Raw genomic sequence first — 15,814 nt, 5'->3', positions numbered from 1 at the left:
TCAACTCTCGGGATCAGAATCAGCCCGGGGCGCACCGGCTCGCTATTGCGGAAACCACTTAGTTCCCGGGCACACGGCCAGTTCTTGACGTGGACCTCCAGCAGGGTGAGCATGAGCGAATGGCCGAGGCCATGCGCGAAATCGTTCAGCTGTCGGCAGTGACGCCTGGCGACTGGGAGCTCTCCCCTCCGCTGAACAACCTTCCGATGCCCTTGTCGAGCTTCGTCGGGCGTCACACCGACCTCGTGAAGCTCCAGGAGCTGTTCCGGACATATCGATTCGTCACCATCACGGGGACGGGCGGCGCCGGCAAGAGCCGGCTCGCGCTCGAGGTGGCGCTGGCGCGCAGCGATGATTTCGTGGACGGCTGCTGGCTGGTCGAACTCGCCTCGATCAGCGATCCCGCACTCGTACCGCGCGCGATCGCCGCGGCCGTCGGCGTGCCGGAGCATCGGGAGCATTCGTTCACCGACTCCCTGGCCGTCCGGCTCGCGGCGTCCGCCGCGCTGATCGTGCTCGACAATTGCGAACACGTCATCGAATCGGTCGCGACCGCGGTGACACAGTTGCTCGAGCGCTGTGGACGGCTGCGGATTCTGGCCACCAGCCGGGAGCTCATCGAGATTCCCGGCGAGGGTGTGCTGCGCGTCGAGGGCCTCGCTCTGCCGTCGGCCGCCGGTGATCGAGATCCGGCGGTCGTGGCTCGCGCGGAAAGCGTTTCGCTGTTCTTCGAGCGCGCGCGAGCGGTGCGGCCGGACCTGGCCACGACCCCGGCCACCGCGCTCGCGGCCGCGCGGATCTGCCGCCATCTCGACGGCCTGCCCCTGGCGATCGAGCTGGCCGCGTCGCGGGCCGCGTCGCTCGATGTCGAGGCGATCGCGGCGCAGATGGATGATCGGTTCGGGCTTCTGACCAGGGGAAACCGGGCCGGGATCCGACATCACCGAACGCTCACCGACGCCCTGGACTGGAGTTACCGACTGCTGCGTCCGGCCGAGCGGCAGCTGTTCGACCGGCTCGCGATCTTCGCGGGCAGCTTCGGTATCGAGGAGATCGACGAGGTCTGCTGCGGGCGGCCGGACGGGGACTGCGCGGGACGTCTGGCGAACCTTGTCGCCAAGTCGCTGGTCGCGTTCGATCCCAACGCGGGACCGGTCCCGTATCGGCTGCTGGAGACGCTGAGAACCTATGGCCGCGAACACCTGCGCGAATCGGGAGAGCTCGGTGGACTGCGACGCGTGCACGCGTCCTACTGTCGCGATCTCGCCGAACGAGCCGGGGCTGCGCTCCGCACCCCCGCGGACAAGATGTGGGCGAACCGGCTGGAGGCTCAGCACCCGGACCTGCGCGCGGCGCTGTCCTTCAGCATCGAATCCGGTGATGCCGAGACCGCGGTCCGGCTGGCCGGCGCCCTGGCGCACTTCTGGCAGATTCATGATCATTTCCAGGAGGGCCTGCGGTGGCTCGCGACGGCCCTCGCGATGCCGGGTGAGGTCGACGATCGATTCACCGCCTGGGCTCAGGTCGGGGTCGGTGACCTGGCGATGATCCACGGTGACCCCGCGGTCGCGGCGACCGCGCTCGATCGCGCGATCGAGGTGTTCCGCGGGCTCGGCGACGATCGCGGTCTGGCGCGCGCATTGCAGTACCGGGGACTGACGGCCGCCTTCGGCGACGATCTGACGCTGGCGGAACGGCTGATCCGCGAGTCCCTCACCCGCATTTCGGCGAGCGATGAGACCGGAGGCCTGGCCTACGGCTGGGGCCTGGTCATGCTGGCGGGTGTCGAGCTCGGGAAGGAGCAGTACCGCGCCGCCGGCCGCGATGCGGAAGCGGGTGAGCGGATCATGCGGGCGGTCGGCGACCGGGAAGCCTTGGGCTGGGCGGCGCTGATCCGGGCGGCCGCCGCCTGGCGAACCGATCGGGTCGACGAGGCCACCGCCGAAGCCCGGGCCTGCCTGGTCTCCTTCCTCGAGGTCGGCGGGCTGTACGGGGTCGGTGTCGGCCTGTTGGTGGCTTCGGTCATCGCGGCGAGCGGTTCCGAGATCTCCCGCGCGGCCGAATTGCTCGGTGCCGCTGAGGCACTCGCCTCGACGATGGGCACCAGAACGGTTCCGTTCGGAACGCGGTGGCTGGCACAGCCGCTGGGCAAGGCGACCGACGCGCTCGGTCCGGACGCGTTCGCCGAGTACCGCCGGATCGGGGCGGACCGGGTGCGGTCCGACGCCTTCGGATTCATCGCCGAGGTGCTCGACGATCTCGACGTCCCGGGTCCGCGCGCCGCCGAGAAACAGCTGCTCACCAGGCGCGAGCGCGAGGTGGCGGCGCTGGTCGCGCGCGGCCGGACGAACCGTCAGATCGCGCGTGCGCTCGGGATAGCGGAGCGGACGGCCGAGGTGCACGTGCACAACATCGTCAACAAGCTCGGGGCGAGTGGCCGCGCCGAGGTGGCGGCGTGGTTCGCCACCGATCACGCGCTCCGGATCCGTGGCGGCTCGCGGTTTGCTCAGCCGGGCTCGTAGTCCCCGAGTTCGACGTCGACCATGCGCACTTCGCCCCGGGTCAGCGGCTCGTAATCCGCGCCCGATTCCTCACGGATCTGGTGCATGTCCGAAAGTTGCCCGTGCCGTTCGGCTCGCCGTGCGGCGGCCCGTTGGTCTCCGGCTTTGCGCCGGGCATCCTGCGACAGGTTCTGTTCACGCTCCATCAGGCACCTCCGGATGGGCCCCGCTGTGGAACCGGACTGCCCCAGTATGCGCGCGTGCGGCGCGGACCGGACCCGGAAAAACGACGATCCCCCGTGGGCTGCGCCGAAGCGGTTCCACGGGGGACGGTCACATATATCGCTATGGCTACTGCATTGGCGGAACTTCGGTGAATCAGGTGGATTCGCCGTCGCGATGCTCCCGGGAGAGCCTGGCGAGGAAATCCGGATCGTCTTCGGGACCGATAACGCGGTCGCGCCGAGCGGATGCTGGGCCAGTGCCGGCCGATCGCTGAGGTCCGAAGGCCTTCCAGCACAGCATCGCGATCGTCACTACCGCGATGAGTGCCAACAGGTACGCCACGTCGCTCACCTCCTGACAACGAGGGTAATCCGAGTGCGTACCCGCGGCACGTGAAGCGGGGGTTAATCGGTGAAAATCGGTGCTACACGCGGGCCTCGGTGGTGAGGGACCGCAGGAGTTGCAGAACTTCCGACTCCCGGAACCGGCGGTGACCGCCGGGAGTCCGCAGGGAGCCGAGCCGACCCGCGTGAGCCCACCGGGTCACGGTCTTCGGATCGACATGGAACATGGCAGCGACTTGGCCTGGGGTGAGCAGGGTGTCCTGACCGGTGACGGAACCCAATGCGCGGCTCGCCGCGGTGAACGCAGTCATTCGCAAACCTTTCCGTTTCGACAGATCCCTCATCAGTAGCGACATCGTTGCACTGCACCCCCCGGGTGTTCGAACGGTCTCGCTTTGGTAAAGAGGAAGTAATAGACAAAACGGATATCCGTTATGTGTTTACGGTCACGTTTGGCCGTGCCGCAGCGAACGGCTAGCGACATACAGACCGGTTGGCCTGTCTGACCTGGGCGGACGAGGGCCGCAGCCGTTTCCCGATCCGTCGTCCCCTAGTCTGGACCGCGTGAGTGAAGCATCCCGACCCGACGGTGCGGGCCGCAGCCTGGCGCGCAATCTGGCCCTCTACACGGTGGCCCGGCTCGGGCTGGTCGCCGTCATCACCGCGATCATCATGGGCGTCGCCGCGGCGGTGCAGGTGTCCATCCCCCTCATCGTCGCCCTGCTGTTCGCGCTGCTCATCGCCATGCCGCTGTCGCTGGTGCTGTTCAAGAAGCTGCGCACCCAGGTGAACCGGGACATCGCCGCCGTGGACGCCAAGCGCCGCGCGGACCGCGACCAGCTGCGCTCGAGGCTGCAGGGCAAGGGCGAGCAGTGAAGCGCTGCGATCGCAGCGCACCCCGGGACTGGGTGGACAATGCCGTCCGGCTCATCGACGCGGACTCCCAGCGCAGTGCCGACACGCATTTGCTGCGCTACCCGCTGCCCCCGGAATGGGGCGTTCAGCTGTATCTGAAGGATGAATCCACCCATCCGACGGGCAGTCTCAAGCATCGGCTGGCGAGATCGCTGTTCCTCTACGCCATCTGCAACGGCTGGGTCACCGAGGGCACCACGGTGGTGGAGGCGTCGTCGGGATCGACCGCGATCAGCGAGGCCTACTTCGCCAAGATGCTGGGCCTGGACTTCGTGGCCGTGGTGCCGGCGAAGACGTCACCGGAGAAGCTGGCCCTGATCGAGGCCCAGGGTGGACGCTGTCACCTGGTCGAACGCGCCCCCGACATCTATACCGAGGCAGCGCGATTGGCGGCCGAGACCGGCGGCCACTACATGGACCAGTTCACCAATGCCGAGCGCGCCACCGACTGGCGCGGCAACAACAACATCGCGGAATCCATCTTCCAGCAGATGACCCTGGAGACCCATCCGGTGCCGGAGTGGGTGGTGGTGGGCGCGGGGACCGGCGGTACCGGCGCGACCATCGGCCGCTACCTGCGCTACAAGCGGCACGAGACCCGGCTGGCCGTGGTGGATCCGGAGAACTCGGCGTTCTACGGCGGTTACGAGCTCGACGACCTGGGTTATCAGACCGGCATGCCGTCCCGGATCGAGGGCATCGGGCGGCCGCGGGTGGAACCGTCGTTCATTCCGACCGTGGTGGACTGCATGATCGAGGTGCCCGACGCGGCCTCGGTGGCGACCACGCGGCACGCGAGCGCGGTACTGGGCCGGCGGGTGGGCGGCTCCACGGGCACCAATCTGTGGGGCGCCTTTGCCCTGATTGCCGAGATGGTCGCCGCGAACCGTACCGGCAGTGTGGTGACCCTGCTCTGTGACGGCGGAGACCGTTATGCCGGAACCTATTTCAATGACGATTGGGTTGCCGACCAGGGGCTGAGCTTGGCCGAGCCGACCGCGGTGCTGACCGAATTCATCGCCACCGGTACTTGGTCCGGCTAGTTTTCGCACGGCACGACAGGTCGGCCGATATCGGTTGGTCACCGATCAGTAAGTTTGCTATCGAGTTGCTGTAACGGCGTCGTGGGCATCGGATCTTTACCCGGCGCAACGTTTTTCGCGCGTCTCGGCGGGGTGACGCCACCCTCGGAAGTGTTAATAGCCCTTGACGTTTCGGGGCGCTGACGCACCACCGGACGGGTCACCGCGGTGGGCCGATCGACCACCGTGCCCATCACCATCAGCCACGAATGCAACGTGGATTGGGTGCGCCACATATTGATCCGCATCTCGGTAATGGCCAGTGTGCGCGGATCCCGCACCAACTTGGTGAGATCCCCGCGTTCGACCGCGACCGTGTCGGAATGCCACAGCAGGGCGAAATCCGGATCCGCCAGGCAGTGTTCGAGGATCTCGGTCCCGCGCTCCTCCTCGCAGGTGCGGGCGAGTTGCATGCGGAAGCGGCCGACCGCCATGCGAACCTCGTTGTCCCAGTTCACCATGACGGTCCGGGAGATCGGATTGAAGACCAGCCATTCCAGGTAGTTGGTTCCGGCCAGCAGCTCCGGGAAGAACTCCTGGTGCGCGGCGTTGACGGCGAGGATGTCCCACAGCCCGCTGACGTACGCGCCGATGCCGGGGTTGAGCAGGTCCAGGTAGTCCAGGTCGGCCGCGGTCGGCAGGTCGGGTTCGATGCGCGGCAGCGGACCCTCGGCGAGCACGAGCGCGTACTCGAAGTCGACCGGTGTCAGTTTGAGCGCGGTCGCCAGTGATTCGATGACCCGTCGCGAGGGGTTGGCGCCGCCTTCGATCTTGGTCAGGTAGGGCACCGAGAGGTTGGCCAGCCAGGCCAGTTGGGGGCGCGTGAGATTCGCGGTGGTGCGGCGCTGGCGAATGTACTCGCCGAACGTAGGTACTCCATCCATTACTTAGGCAGACCTTACTTGTATGGCCGTCAGTTACACGCGCGGTTGCCGACGGATACCCGTGTGGTCCCCGCTGGACGGGGGTCCGGGCAGTCCGTTCTGCTCCAATAGTTTGAAACAACAACAAATGGGGAGTCGAGTTGGGGCAGCAACCGCGGTCGGCCGGAGATGTGAATGTCACATTCGGGCCATGGGTGATCTCGTCGGCGCGAGGCGGCGCCATCACCACGCAGCGCAGCACGCGGATCAACGCCTGGGAGCCGTCCGAGTACGGGCTCTACAAGGACCGCGACGGCGATCTGTGGGAGAAGGTGCCCGGCGGCTGGCACCTGCGACTGCAGAACGGCGTCCCGGCCGACCCTGACGAGCTGTGGGACTGGACCGACGGCTGCGTGCGCGACTACGCCCCCTTCGTCCCCTTCCGCTGACGGCGAACGCCCCCTTCCGGATGTCAATTTTCGTTGACGCGCCGCGAGTGTCAACGTAAATTGACACTCATGAGTGAAGCAACGACTCTGGCGGCCGCCGCCGGCAGCCCCGACCCCCAGGTCGGGCTCCGCGCGGTGCTCGCACTGCGCCGGTTGCTCGAGCGACTCGAGGCCATCCAGGTCACCAACGCCCGCAAGCAGGGCTGGTCCTGGCAGGCCATCGCCGACGCGCTCGAGGTCAGCCGGCAGGCGGTCCACCAGAAGTACAACCGGAAGGGCGGTATCCGCTGATGTTCGAACGATTCGCCAAACCCGCCCGCACCGCGGTCGTCATGGCGCAGGAGGAAGCCCGGGATCTGTGCTCGTCGACCATCGAGGTCGAGCACATGCTGCTGGGCCTGCTGGCCTGCCCCGACGACGGCCTGCGGGAAATCCTTGCGGCGCACGGCCTCACCGCCGACGGTGTGCGAGAGGCGCTGGCCCGCAAGCGGACCGGCGAGCCGCTGGGCGCGGAGGACGCCGAGGCGCTGCGCTCGATCGGCATCGACCTCGACGTCGTCCGCGAGAGCCTGGAGGCCACCTTCGGCGAGAACGCCCTCGACCGGGCGGACGTGCCCGAGGAGAGCTCGCGTTGGCGCAAGTACTGGGGCGCCGAAGGCGGCCCGCGCGGCCACATCCCTTTCACCAAGGACGCCAAGAAGATCGTCGAACTCTCGCTGCGGGAAGCGCTGTCGCGCAAGGACGACCGCATCGAGGCCGGGCACATGCTGCTGGCGGTGCTGCGCGCGCCCAATGCCGTCACCCGCCGCCTGCTCGGCGACGACGACGCGGTGCGGGCGCTGCGTGACGGGGTGTCGGGCTACCTGGATCGCGCGGCCTGATCCGGCGCCGCGCGGGTTTCGATGATGCGACGGTCCGGCCGGTTCGCGATATCCGGCCCGCGCGGCGATCTCGCCCTACGATCGGGGCATGACGCTACTGATACGTCTGCTGATCAACGGGGTGGCCATCTGGCTGGCCTCCGCTTGGGTGACGGATATCCATATCAAGACCCCCGAGGACACCACGCAGAGCAAGATCCTGGTGATCGCGGCCATCACAGTGGTGTTCGCCATCGTGAACGCGCTCGTGAAACCGATCGTGAAGGTGCTCTCGTTCCCCTTCATCGTGGTGTCGCTGGGATTGTTCCTGCTGGTGATCAACGCGCTGATGCTGTGGCTGACCGCGAAGATCACCGAGACCACGGAGTACGGCCTGCGGGTGGACGGATTCTGGGCCGCGGTGCTCGGCGGCCTCATCATCTCGCTGGTGAACTGGGTGCTCGGCGTTCTCGTCCCCGACGAGGACTGAGCTCCACCGGTCGTCCGCGCGGGCTAGCCGATGGCCAGCGCGGCGGCCACCACGATCGACCAGACCAGCATCGCCTGACCGGTTCCGGCGAGGGCGGGAATCAATCCCGGCCCGTTCGCGCCGGACCGGACCGGCTCGTTGGCCTTGACCGCCGGCGGCAGCGCGACCAGCGCGGCCAGTGTCCACGGACTGCGCCAGGCCAGCAGGGCCAGCGCCAGGAACGGGACCAGGATCAGTACCTGGTGCAGGGTGCGGGTGCGGGCGTCGCCCAGCCGCACGGCCAGGGTGAGCTTGCCCGATTCGGTGTCGGTGGGGATATCGCGCAGGTTATTGGTGACCAGCACCGCGCTGGAGAACGCGCCGACCGAGACCGCGCACACCAGTCCGGCCCAGTCGACCCGCCCGGCCTGCACGAACTCGGTGCCCAGCACCGCGACCAGGCCGAAGAAGACGAATACCGCGATCTCACCGAAGCCGCTGTACCCGTACGGGTTCCGGCCGCCGGTGTAGAACCAGGCCCCGGCCAGGCAAGCCGCGCCGACCAGGATCAGCCACCAGGCGGTGGTGAACACCAGCACCAGCCCGATGATCGCGCCGATGGTGAGGCAGGCGACGGCGGCATTGCGCACCGCGGCCGGGCTCGCGAGTCGGGAGCCGACCAGCCGCAGCGGGCCGACCCGCTCGTCGTCGGTGCCGCGAATCCCGTCGGAGTAGTCGTTGGCGTAGTTGACGCCGATGATGAGCGCCACCGAAAGCAGCAGGCACAGCACCGCTTTCCACCACACGAACCCGCCGATCGAGGCCGCGGCGCCGGTCCCGGCCAGCACCGGGGCGATGGCGTTCGGAAGGGTGCGCGGCCGCGCGCCCTCGATCCACTGTGCTGCTGTAGCCATGCACCGCAGCCTAGTGCGAGGGGCGCGGGCCGTGCCCGCCCAGTTCGGTGGCGGTGTGGCTCACGCCTCGGCGGCGGCCGACCGTCGGCAAAACCGGTGGCCGCGACTCCGGTGATTCGGGTAAGCCGGTACCCGCGCGGGCGGCCCGGCGCGTCCGGCGGCGGCCGGGTCGCTCACCTACGATTGGTTGGGAATGAATTCGGAAAAAGGCAGTTCGAGCGGCGCGGGCAGCGCGCGGGTGGCGGGTGTGGGCGACTCGATCCTGGTGGCCTTGCTGGGTGAGATCGCCCTGCGCCGCGACGGCGCGCTCACCGCTGTACCCGGAGCCCGGGCCCGGCTGCTGGTGGCGGCCCTGGCCGTGCACCCCGGCCGCAGCCGCAGCGCTCAGGCCCTGATCGGCGAGGTGTGGGGCGAGGATCCGCCGCGCGCGCCGATGAACGCCCTGCATACGCAGGTCTCACGGCTGCGTTCGGCGCTGCCCGACGGTGTGCTCGAGATAGGTCCGGCCGGGTACCGGCTCATGCTCACCGCGGAACAGGTCGACCTGAGCCTGGCGCAGTCGCTGGAACGGCGCGCCCGCCACGCCCATACCGCCGGCGACCACGCCGCCTGCCTGGAACTACTGGCCGCCGCCCGCGCCCTGTGGCGTGGCGAACCCGGCGCTGACCTGCCGCCCGGACCGGTCGCCGAGGACCTGGCCACCCAGGCCGCGACCCGCCGCCGCGCCCTCGACACACTGGAACTGACCGCCCGCGAGACCATCGGCGACCTGCCCGCCGCCATCGAACTGGCCCAGCACGCCGTGGCCGCCGACCCCTTCGACGAGCCCGCGCACGCCACGCTCATGCGCCTGCTCGCCACCGCGGGCCGCGTCAACGAGGCCCTCGACGTCTTCGCCACTCTCCGCACCCGGCTGGTCGACCAGCTCGGCGCGGACCCGGGCCCCGCGCTGGTGGCGCTGAACACCGCCATCCTGCGCGGTGAACCACTCCCCGGCGCGCCCGCCGCCCCGCGGAGCGCCACTCCGACCTACGGCGGCGCGGACACGAGAATCATTGCGGTTCAGGGCCATCCGGCAGACCAGGGCTATCCGGCAGACGACAGCGATCCGGCCGGCCGGCGCGGGCCGACGGGTCAGGATTATTCGGCGGGCCACGGGTACGCGGCGGGCCGGGACCATCCAGCGGGCCACGGCCACGCGGCCGGTCGGGCCTACGAAGCGGGCACGGGTCGTCCTGCGGGACCGGATTCCGAGGCGGCGCGCGGGGCCGTCGATCCTGCGGACCCGGACCGGGTCGCTCGCCGGAACGGTCATGGCACCGGGCCGATCGCGGTTCGCGCGCAGGCGGATTCGACGCTGACCGATACGTCCGTCACCGCCGGGCAGGTGCGTTCCCTGCGCCGGGTACTGGTCGCACAGCACGCGGCGGGCGCGCGGGAACCGGTGGGGGACACCGCCATCGGCTTGCGCGTCGCGCCGAATCCCTTGCTGGGCCGCGAATCGGATCTGGAGCGGCTCGAGCAGCTGGTCCGCACCTCCCGGGTGACCACGGTGCTCGGCCCCGGCGGCACCGGAAAGACCCGGGTCGCCAATGAACTGGGCGCGCGGCTGGCCCACGACACCGCGGTGGCGCTGGTGGAATTGGCGTCGCTGCGCGCCGATCCGGAGAGCGCCGCCGATACTCGCGCCGAGATCGAGGTCGCGATCGCCGCCACCCTCGGGGTGGCCGATGCCGGTCGTGAGACGAACATGCTGCTGCGCCAGCAGCGCGGCCGCGATATCCGTCAGCGGTTGCACGAGGCGCTGGCGGTGCGGCCGACCCTGCTCATTCTCGACAATTGCGAGCACCTCATCGAGGCGGTCGCCGAGGTGGTCGCGGACCTGGCCGGGGCCAGCGATCAGCTCACGGTGCTGACCACCAGCCGCGCGCCGCTCGAGATCACCGCCGAGGCCGTGTATCCGCTGCCGCCGTTGACGATCGACCCGGCCGGCTCGCCCGCCACCGAACTGTTCGAGGCCCGCGCCCGCTCGGTGCGCCCGTCGGTGCGCTTGGACCCGGAGGTGGTGGCCCGGCTCTGCCGCACCCTGGACGGTCTGCCGCTGGCCATCGAATTGGCGGCGGCGCGGGTGCGGACGATGAGCGTGGAGGAGATCGATTCCCGCCTGGATCACCGTTTCGCCCTGCTGCGCAGCGGTGATCGCAGTTCGCCCCAGCGGCACCGCACCCTGTACGCGGTGATCGAGTGGAGCTGGAACCTGCTCGACGAACCGCAGCGGGTGGCGCTGCGCCGATTGTGCCGATTCCCCGCGGGATTCACCCTCGCCGCGGCCGAGACCGTGCTGACCGATCCCGAGATCGGCGATGTCCCCGCGGCGGTCGACGGCCTGGTGAGCCAGTCCCTGCTGACCGTGCTGGAGGACGAGCAGGGCGGCACCCGCTATCGGATGCTGGAAACCGTGCGCGAGTTCGGCGAGGAGCAGATCGGGCTGACCGGCGAGGCCGCGCTGGTGATGGACCGGATGTCGGCGTGGGCGCGGGAGTTCGCCCTCGACACGGTCGTGAGATATCAGACGCCCGAACAGATTTCGGCGGTGCTGGCGCTCGGCGACGAGCAGGACAACCTGGTCGCGGTGCTGCGCGACGCCCTCGACCGCCGCGATTCGGTGGTGGTGCACGCGGTCTTCCCGGTGCTGGCCGGACTGTGGGTGCTGCGCGGCGCGCACATGGAATTGATCAGCTGGTCGCGCCGCATCATGACGGTGCCACCGCGGGTGCGCCCGGAGTTCGAGGCGGAGACCGATCTGCAGCTGCTGGGCAATTACATGCTGGGCCTGCACATGCTGTTCGGTGACCCGCGGCTGCGCGATGTGGCGACCGTCCGCGGCTGGATCCGGCGCACGCTGGCCTCCGGCGCGCCGATGAGCCCGGTGTTCCGCTTCCTCGGCGAAGTGGTGACCCGGTCCCGCACCACCGTGCAGCTGGCCCGGCGGCTGGCGTACGGCGCGCGGTCGAGCGACCGCTCGATTCAGGTCACGGCATTGTTGTTGCGCGCCAACATGTGTGAGAACAACGGCATCGTGCACGGTTCGATCCGTGACGCCGAGACCGCCATGCGCATCAACGGCGACCACGACGTGTGGGGCGCGGCCATGACCTACCAGCACCTGGGCAGTCTGCACGGTCAGTCCGGCAACTACCCGACGGCGGTCGGGTACTACCGCCGGACGGTCGAGCTGATGGAGGAGTTCCGGGCCTGGGACGAGAGCGTCGAGATCCGCAGCTATCTGGCGGTGGCGCTGGCCGGCGCGGACGAACCGGCGGCGGCCCGGCAGGCGCTGGAGCCGGTGCGCGGCCTGTACGGCGGCCTCCCGGCGCCCGACGCCGTGGTGACCCAGCCCAATCACCGTCTGGCGGTGGTGGCGGCCGCGCTCGCGGAAGTCGAACTGGCCGAGGGCGATACCGAGACGGCGCTGCGCCGCTTCCGGCAGGTGCTGCCCCTGCTGGCCTGGCCCACCGGCGCGACCGTGCCCGGCCCGGGCGACATGATCCTGGCCGCGGTGTGCATCGACGCGCACGTCCTGCACGGCCACCCCGAGCAGATGCGGACCGTCGTCGAGGAGCTGAGCGGCATCGCGGTGGTGAAGCTGGGCCAGTACTGGGATCTGCCGCAGCTGGGTTCGGTCGCCTGCGCGATCGGCAGTTTCCTGGTGGCGACCGGCACGGATGTCGATCGCGGGCTGGATCTGCTGGTGGTGTCGTCGCGGGTGTTCGGCCGCCAGGACTATCCGTCCATGCGCTGGACCCGGCACCTCGAGCTGCACCGGTCCCGGGTGGGCGAGGCGCGGGTGGACGAGGCGCTGCGGGCAGTGGCGGGGCTGGGCCGTCGCGAGGCCGCCGAGCGGATCCTGGAGTCGCTGCGCGGGCTGGGCCCCGTGCGCTGACGCCCGCCGATCTCGGGACCGACGAAAAACGCCCGCTCACCGAGGTTTTCGGTGAGCGGGCGTTCGACGTGCGGGTCAGGCGCGGCGCATGTAGGCCCGCACCGCGAGCGGTGCGAAGACCAGGATGACCACGATCGAGCCGATCAGCGACCAGGCCAGGTTCGAGCTGTAGACGTTGCCGTTCATCAGCTCGCGGGCGGCCTCGACCATGTAGTACACGGGGTTGGCCTTGTTGATGCCCTGCAGCCAGCCGGGCATGGTGGACACCTGGGCGAAGGCGCCGGACATGAAGGTCAGCGGGAACATGATCATCATGGACATGCCCTGGACCGCGGGCGCGCTCTTGCCGGTGATGCCGATCAGCGCCCAGATCCAGCTGATCGCGAAGGAGCAGAACACCACGACCAGTCCGGCCACCACCACACCGGTGACGCCGCCGGCCGGACGGTAACCGAGGATCAGGCCCATGCCGATGGTCAGCGTGGTGGCCAGCCCGTAGCGGACCATATCGGCGATGAGCGCGCCGGCCAGCGCCGAGATGCGGGCGATGGGCAGGGACTTGAAGCGGTCGAACACACCCTTGTCCATGTCCTCCCGCAGCTGGGTGCCGGTGACGACGGAGGTCAGCACCACGGTCTGGACCAGGATGCCGGGGATCAGGATCGGCAGGTAGTCGTGCACGTTGCCGCCGATGGCGCCGCCGAAGATGTAGGCGAACAGCGCGGTGAACAGGATCGGCTGCACGGTGACGTCGAACAGCTGCTCGGGATTGTGCTTGATCTTGACGATCCCGCGGTAGGCCATGGTGAGCGAGTTCGCCACGGTCTGCCGGAACGGGATGTGGTTGGAGACTTCGGGAATGGGCGCGGCCGTGGCCGCGTGCCGCCCCGCGGGGGCGGTGAGAGTCGTGGTCATGCCGCGCTCCGTTCGGTGTCGGTGGTGTCGTCGTCCTCGGCGCCGTGCCCGGTGAGTGCGAAGAACACTTCGTCCAGGCTGGGCTTGGCGACATTGATCTCGTCGACCCGGATGTCGTGCTCGCGCAACCGGATCAGGATGTCGGTGGTGATGGAGGGGTCGGGCAGGGGCGCGGTGATGCGGCCCGCCTCGGGGGTGATGGTGGCCTCGACGATCCGGCCGGCCGCGCGGGAGAGCATCTCGCCCACCAGGTTTCGCGCCTCCTCGATGCGGTCGCGGTCGGGCAGCGTGAGCTGCAGCGCCGATAGGCCGACCGAGGACTTGAGCTGGTCGGAGGTGCCGTCGGCGATGACCTTGCCGCGGTCGATGACCGCGATCCGGTCGGCCAGCTGGTCGGCCTCGTCGAGGTACTGGGTGGTGAGCAGCACGGTGGAGCCGTCGCGCACGAGCCGGCGGATGGTGTCCCACATCTGGGCGCGGGTGCGCGGGTCCAGGCCGGTGGTCGGCTCGTCGAGGAACAGCAGCGGCGGCCTGGCGATCAGGCTGGCGGCCAGGTCGAGGCGGCGCCGCATGCCGCCGGAGAAGTTCTCCAGCGCCTTGTCGGCGGCCTCGGTGAGGCCGAATTCCTCGAGCAGTTCGGCGGACTTGCGCCGCGACTCGGCCCGGGACAGCCCGAGCAGCCGCGAGAAGATCACCAGATTCTCGGTGGCCGTGAGCTTTTCGTCGACGGACGCGTACTGACCGGTCACCCCGATCAGGGAGCGGACCGCGGTCGGTTCGGCCATCACGTCGCGGCCGAAGATGCGGGCGCTGCCGCCGTCGGGGCGCAGCAGGGTGGCGAGCATGCGGATGGTCGTGGTCTTGCCGGCTCCGTTCGGGCCCAGCACGCCGTAGACGGCCCCCCGCGGCACCGCGAGACTGACGCCGTCGACGGCCCGCTGCTCCCCGAAGACCTTGACCAGGCCGTCCGCCTCGATGGCGAGCGTCTCAGCAGGTGTGTAAGAAGTCATGGCTACACCTTGCGGACCGGGCCTTGCACCCCGCTTGCACGGTGATTGCACGAGGACGCAAGGGTGTCGCGAGCGGACGCAAGGGCCGCTTGCGTGGGGTCGCGAGGGTGCCCTGAACAGCGAAAAGGCCCGTCCATCGGTGGATGGCCGGGCCCGGGTCGGCCGAGATTCAGTGGGGTGAGGCGGCCAGCAGGAGTTGGCGCAGCGCGGCGCGGTCGGGCTTGCCGGGCCCGCGCAGCGGCAGTTCGTCGAGCACCGCGAGCTCGCGCGGGGCGGCGATGGCGTCGAGTTCGGCGACCACGTGGTCGCGCAGTTCGTCGAGGGTGGGGGCGGCCGCGCCCGGGGCCGGGACGATGGCGGTGGCCACCCGCTGGCCGAGCCGGTCGTCGGGCAGGCCGAGGACCACGCATTCGGAGACCGCGGGGTGGGTGATCAGCACGGCCTCGACGACCTGCGGGATGACCAGCAGCCCGCCGGTCATGATGGCCTCGTCGAGGCGGCCGGTGATGGTGAGCACGCCGTCCTCGACGAATCCCGCATCCTCGGTGCGGAACCAGCCGGGTTCGGCGAAGGCGGGGTGGTCGGGGATATTGCGGTAGCCCTTGGCGATCATGTCGCCGCCGAGCAGCACCCGCCCGTCCTCGATGCGTACCTCGGTGCCCGTCAGCGGTACTCCCTCGTACACGCACCCGCCGCAGGTCTCGCTCATGCCGTAGGTGCGGAAGACGGTGATGCCCGCGGCGCGGGCGCGGTCCAGCACGGGTTTGGGAGTGGCGGCCCCGCCGACCAGGACGCCGTCGAGTCCGGCCAGGGCGGCGGTGGCGGCGGGCTCGTCGAGGGCCTTGATCAGCTGGGTGGGGACCAGGGAGGTGTAGCGGCGCGGGCCGCGCATGCCGGCGATGGCGCCGACCAGGGCTTCGGGCAGGAAGCCGCCGGAGACGTCGAGCACGGTCGGTTCGGTCCCGGCCAGAATGCTGCGCAGCAGCACCTGGATGCCCGCGATGTGATGGGTGGGTAGCGCCAGCAGCCACTGCCCGGGACCGCCCAGGCGTTCGTGGGTGGCGTCGCCGCTGGCCCGCAGATTGGCGGCGGTGAGCATGGCGCCCTTGGGGTTTCCGGTGGTGCCGGAGGTGGTGACCACCAGGGCCACTTCCTCGTCGATGGCCTCGCCGGGCCGCAGGCTGGAGCTCAGGCGCTGGGTCTCGCGGCGGTCGGCGGTGGGGACGGGCAGCCAGGCCGGGCCGTTGCCCTCCAAGGCTTCTCGCAGATGCGGCAATACTTCGCCCACCGCTGCGCCGGTGGGCATGGGAAGAATTCGCAGGGT

Annotated in this window: 16 protein-coding genes; 8 read left to right on the top strand and 8 right to left on the bottom strand. The window is 69.6% G+C overall.

Translation table 11 applies throughout. From position 1 onward, the window contains the following. Positions 1-119: 119 nt before the first annotated feature. On the top strand, positions 120-2,522 hold the full coding sequence (locus ACWELJ_RS04145; protein ID WP_452364705.1) for an ATP-binding protein: 2,403 nt from the start codon (positions 120-122) through the stop codon (positions 2,520-2,522). On the opposite strand, the gene ACWELJ_RS04140 is transcribed toward ACWELJ_RS04145, so the two are convergent. The 3 genes from ACWELJ_RS04140 to ACWELJ_RS04130 all read right to left on the bottom strand — a co-directional run bounded on the left by ACWELJ_RS04140 (position 2,507) and on the right by ACWELJ_RS04130 (position 3,381). Further along, positions 2,507-2,707: a hypothetical protein gene (locus ACWELJ_RS04140; protein ID WP_452364704.1), complete on the bottom strand. Its 201-nt coding sequence runs from the start codon at positions 2,705-2,707 to the stop codon at positions 2,507-2,509. The genes ACWELJ_RS04145 and ACWELJ_RS04140 overlap by 16 nt on opposite strands. A gap of 172 nt (positions 2,708-2,879) precedes the next feature. Continuing rightward, a complete protein-coding gene (locus ACWELJ_RS04135; RefSeq protein WP_452364703.1) occupies positions 2,880-3,068 on the bottom strand; it encodes a hypothetical protein in 189 nt (62 codons plus the stop codon). A gap of 82 nt (positions 3,069-3,150) precedes the next feature. Then, positions 3,151-3,381, bottom strand: coding sequence for a BldC family transcriptional regulator (locus tag ACWELJ_RS04130; RefSeq protein ID WP_213559159.1), 231 nt, complete (start codon positions 3,379-3,381; stop codon positions 3,151-3,153). Positions 3,382-3,634: 253 nt separating this feature from the next. On the opposite strand from ACWELJ_RS04130, the gene ACWELJ_RS04125 reads away from it, so the two are divergent. Then, on the top strand, positions 3,635-3,946 hold the full coding sequence (locus ACWELJ_RS04125; RefSeq protein WP_452364702.1) for a DUF4229 domain-containing protein: 312 nt from the start codon (positions 3,635-3,637) through the stop codon (positions 3,944-3,946). Further along, positions 3,943-5,028, top strand: coding sequence for a PLP-dependent cysteine synthase family protein (locus ACWELJ_RS04120; RefSeq protein WP_452364701.1), 1,086 nt, complete (start codon positions 3,943-3,945; stop codon positions 5,026-5,028). Before ACWELJ_RS04125 ends, ACWELJ_RS04120 begins: the two co-directional genes overlap by 4 nt. Before the next feature lie 38 nt (positions 5,029-5,066). On the opposite strand, the gene ACWELJ_RS04115 is transcribed toward ACWELJ_RS04120, so the two are convergent. After that, positions 5,067-5,951, bottom strand: a complete 885-nt coding sequence (locus tag ACWELJ_RS04115; RefSeq protein WP_452364700.1) for an MmyB family transcriptional regulator — start codon at positions 5,949-5,951, stop codon at positions 5,067-5,069. Positions 5,952-6,145: 194 nt separating this feature from the next. Here ACWELJ_RS04115 and ACWELJ_RS04110 point away from each other — a divergent pair, with 194 nt between their 5' ends. The 4 genes from ACWELJ_RS04110 to ACWELJ_RS04095 all read left to right on the top strand — a co-directional run bounded on the left by ACWELJ_RS04110 (position 6,146) and on the right by ACWELJ_RS04095 (position 7,729). Beyond that, positions 6,146-6,379: a hypothetical protein gene (locus tag ACWELJ_RS04110; protein ID WP_452364699.1), complete on the top strand. Its 234-nt coding sequence runs from the start codon at positions 6,146-6,148 to the stop codon at positions 6,377-6,379. 69 nt (positions 6,380-6,448) lie between these two features. Then, a complete protein-coding gene (locus tag ACWELJ_RS04105) occupies positions 6,449-6,670 on the top strand; it encodes a helix-turn-helix domain-containing protein (RefSeq protein WP_033089567.1) in 222 nt (73 codons plus the stop codon). After that, the gene (locus ACWELJ_RS04100) at positions 6,670-7,260 is read left to right on the top strand and encodes a Clp protease N-terminal domain-containing protein (protein WP_452364698.1); all 591 of its coding nucleotides are present in this window, start codon (positions 6,670-6,672) and stop codon (positions 7,258-7,260) included. Before ACWELJ_RS04105 ends, ACWELJ_RS04100 begins: the two co-directional genes overlap by 1 nt. Before the next feature lie 88 nt (positions 7,261-7,348). Further along, positions 7,349-7,729: a phage holin family protein gene (locus ACWELJ_RS04095; RefSeq protein ID WP_452364697.1), complete on the top strand. Its 381-nt coding sequence runs from the start codon at positions 7,349-7,351 to the stop codon at positions 7,727-7,729. Positions 7,730-7,752: 23 nt separating this feature from the next. On the opposite strand, the gene ACWELJ_RS04090 is transcribed toward ACWELJ_RS04095, so the two are convergent. After that, the gene (locus tag ACWELJ_RS04090) at positions 7,753-8,622 is read right to left on the bottom strand and encodes a 1,4-dihydroxy-2-naphthoate polyprenyltransferase (protein ID WP_452364696.1); all 870 of its coding nucleotides are present in this window, start codon (positions 8,620-8,622) and stop codon (positions 7,753-7,755) included. A 193-nt stretch (positions 8,623-8,815) separates the two neighbouring features. On the opposite strand from ACWELJ_RS04090, the gene ACWELJ_RS04085 reads away from it, so the two are divergent. Further along, entirely contained in the window at positions 8,816-12,565 is a 3,750-nt protein-coding gene (locus tag ACWELJ_RS04085; protein ID WP_452364695.1) for an AfsR/SARP family transcriptional regulator, read from the top strand. Between the two features lie 75 nt (positions 12,566-12,640). Here ACWELJ_RS04085 and ACWELJ_RS04080 read toward each other — a convergent pair whose 3' ends face one another. From ACWELJ_RS04080 to menE, 3 genes are all read right to left on the bottom strand, one after another. Beyond that, the gene (locus ACWELJ_RS04080) at positions 12,641-13,480 is read right to left on the bottom strand and encodes an ABC transporter permease (protein ID WP_452364694.1); all 840 of its coding nucleotides are present in this window, start codon (positions 13,478-13,480) and stop codon (positions 12,641-12,643) included. Beyond that, positions 13,477-14,490: an ATP-binding cassette domain-containing protein gene (locus ACWELJ_RS04075; RefSeq protein WP_452364693.1), complete on the bottom strand. Its 1,014-nt coding sequence runs from the start codon at positions 14,488-14,490 to the stop codon at positions 13,477-13,479. Before ACWELJ_RS04075 ends, ACWELJ_RS04080 begins: the two co-directional genes overlap by 4 nt. A gap of 169 nt (positions 14,491-14,659) precedes the next feature. After that, positions 14,660-15,796 (bottom strand): o-succinylbenzoate--CoA ligase, encoded by a 1,137-nt coding sequence (gene menE / locus ACWELJ_RS04070; protein ID WP_452364725.1) that lies wholly within the window; start codon positions 15,794-15,796, stop codon positions 14,660-14,662. Positions 15,797-15,814 lie beyond the last annotated feature (18 nt).

The organism is Nocardia sp. NPDC004582 (assembly GCF_053602115.1).
Note: the sequence above shows the minus strand (reverse complement) of the source record. Positions and strands in the feature narration are given on the sequence as shown.

Coding starts and splice junctions, on each gene's coding strand:
- ACWELJ_RS04145 (WP_452364705.1), top strand. CDS start 120: ATGGCCGAGGCCATGCGCGAAATCGTTCAGCTGTCGGCAGTGACGCCT.
- ACWELJ_RS04140 (WP_452364704.1), bottom strand. CDS start 2,707: ATGGAGCGTGAACAGAACCTGTCGCAGGATGCCCGGCGCAAAGCCGGA.
- ACWELJ_RS04130 (WP_213559159.1), bottom strand. CDS start 3,381: ATGACTGCGTTCACCGCGGCGAGCCGCGCATTGGGTTCCGTCACCGGT.
- ACWELJ_RS04115 (WP_452364700.1), bottom strand. CDS start 5,951: ATGGATGGAGTACCTACGTTCGGCGAGTACATTCGCCAGCGCCGCACC.
- ACWELJ_RS04105 (WP_033089567.1), top strand. CDS start 6,449: ATGAGTGAAGCAACGACTCTGGCGGCCGCCGCCGGCAGCCCCGACCCC.
- ACWELJ_RS04100 (WP_452364698.1), top strand. CDS start 6,670: ATGTTCGAACGATTCGCCAAACCCGCCCGCACCGCGGTCGTCATGGCG.
- ACWELJ_RS04095 (WP_452364697.1), top strand. CDS start 7,349: ATGACGCTACTGATACGTCTGCTGATCAACGGGGTGGCCATCTGGCTG.
- ACWELJ_RS04090 (WP_452364696.1), bottom strand. CDS start 8,622: ATGGCTACAGCAGCACAGTGGATCGAGGGCGCGCGGCCGCGCACCCTT.
- ACWELJ_RS04085 (WP_452364695.1), top strand. CDS start 8,816: ATGAATTCGGAAAAAGGCAGTTCGAGCGGCGCGGGCAGCGCGCGGGTG.
- ACWELJ_RS04080 (WP_452364694.1), bottom strand. CDS start 13,480: ATGACCACGACTCTCACCGCCCCCGCGGGGCGGCACGCGGCCACGGCC.
- ACWELJ_RS04075 (WP_452364693.1), bottom strand. CDS start 14,490: ATGACTTCTTACACACCTGCTGAGACGCTCGCCATCGAGGCGGACGGC.
- menE (WP_452364725.1), bottom strand. CDS start 15,796: ATGCCCACCGGCGCAGCGGTGGGCGAAGTATTGCCGCATCTGCGAGAA.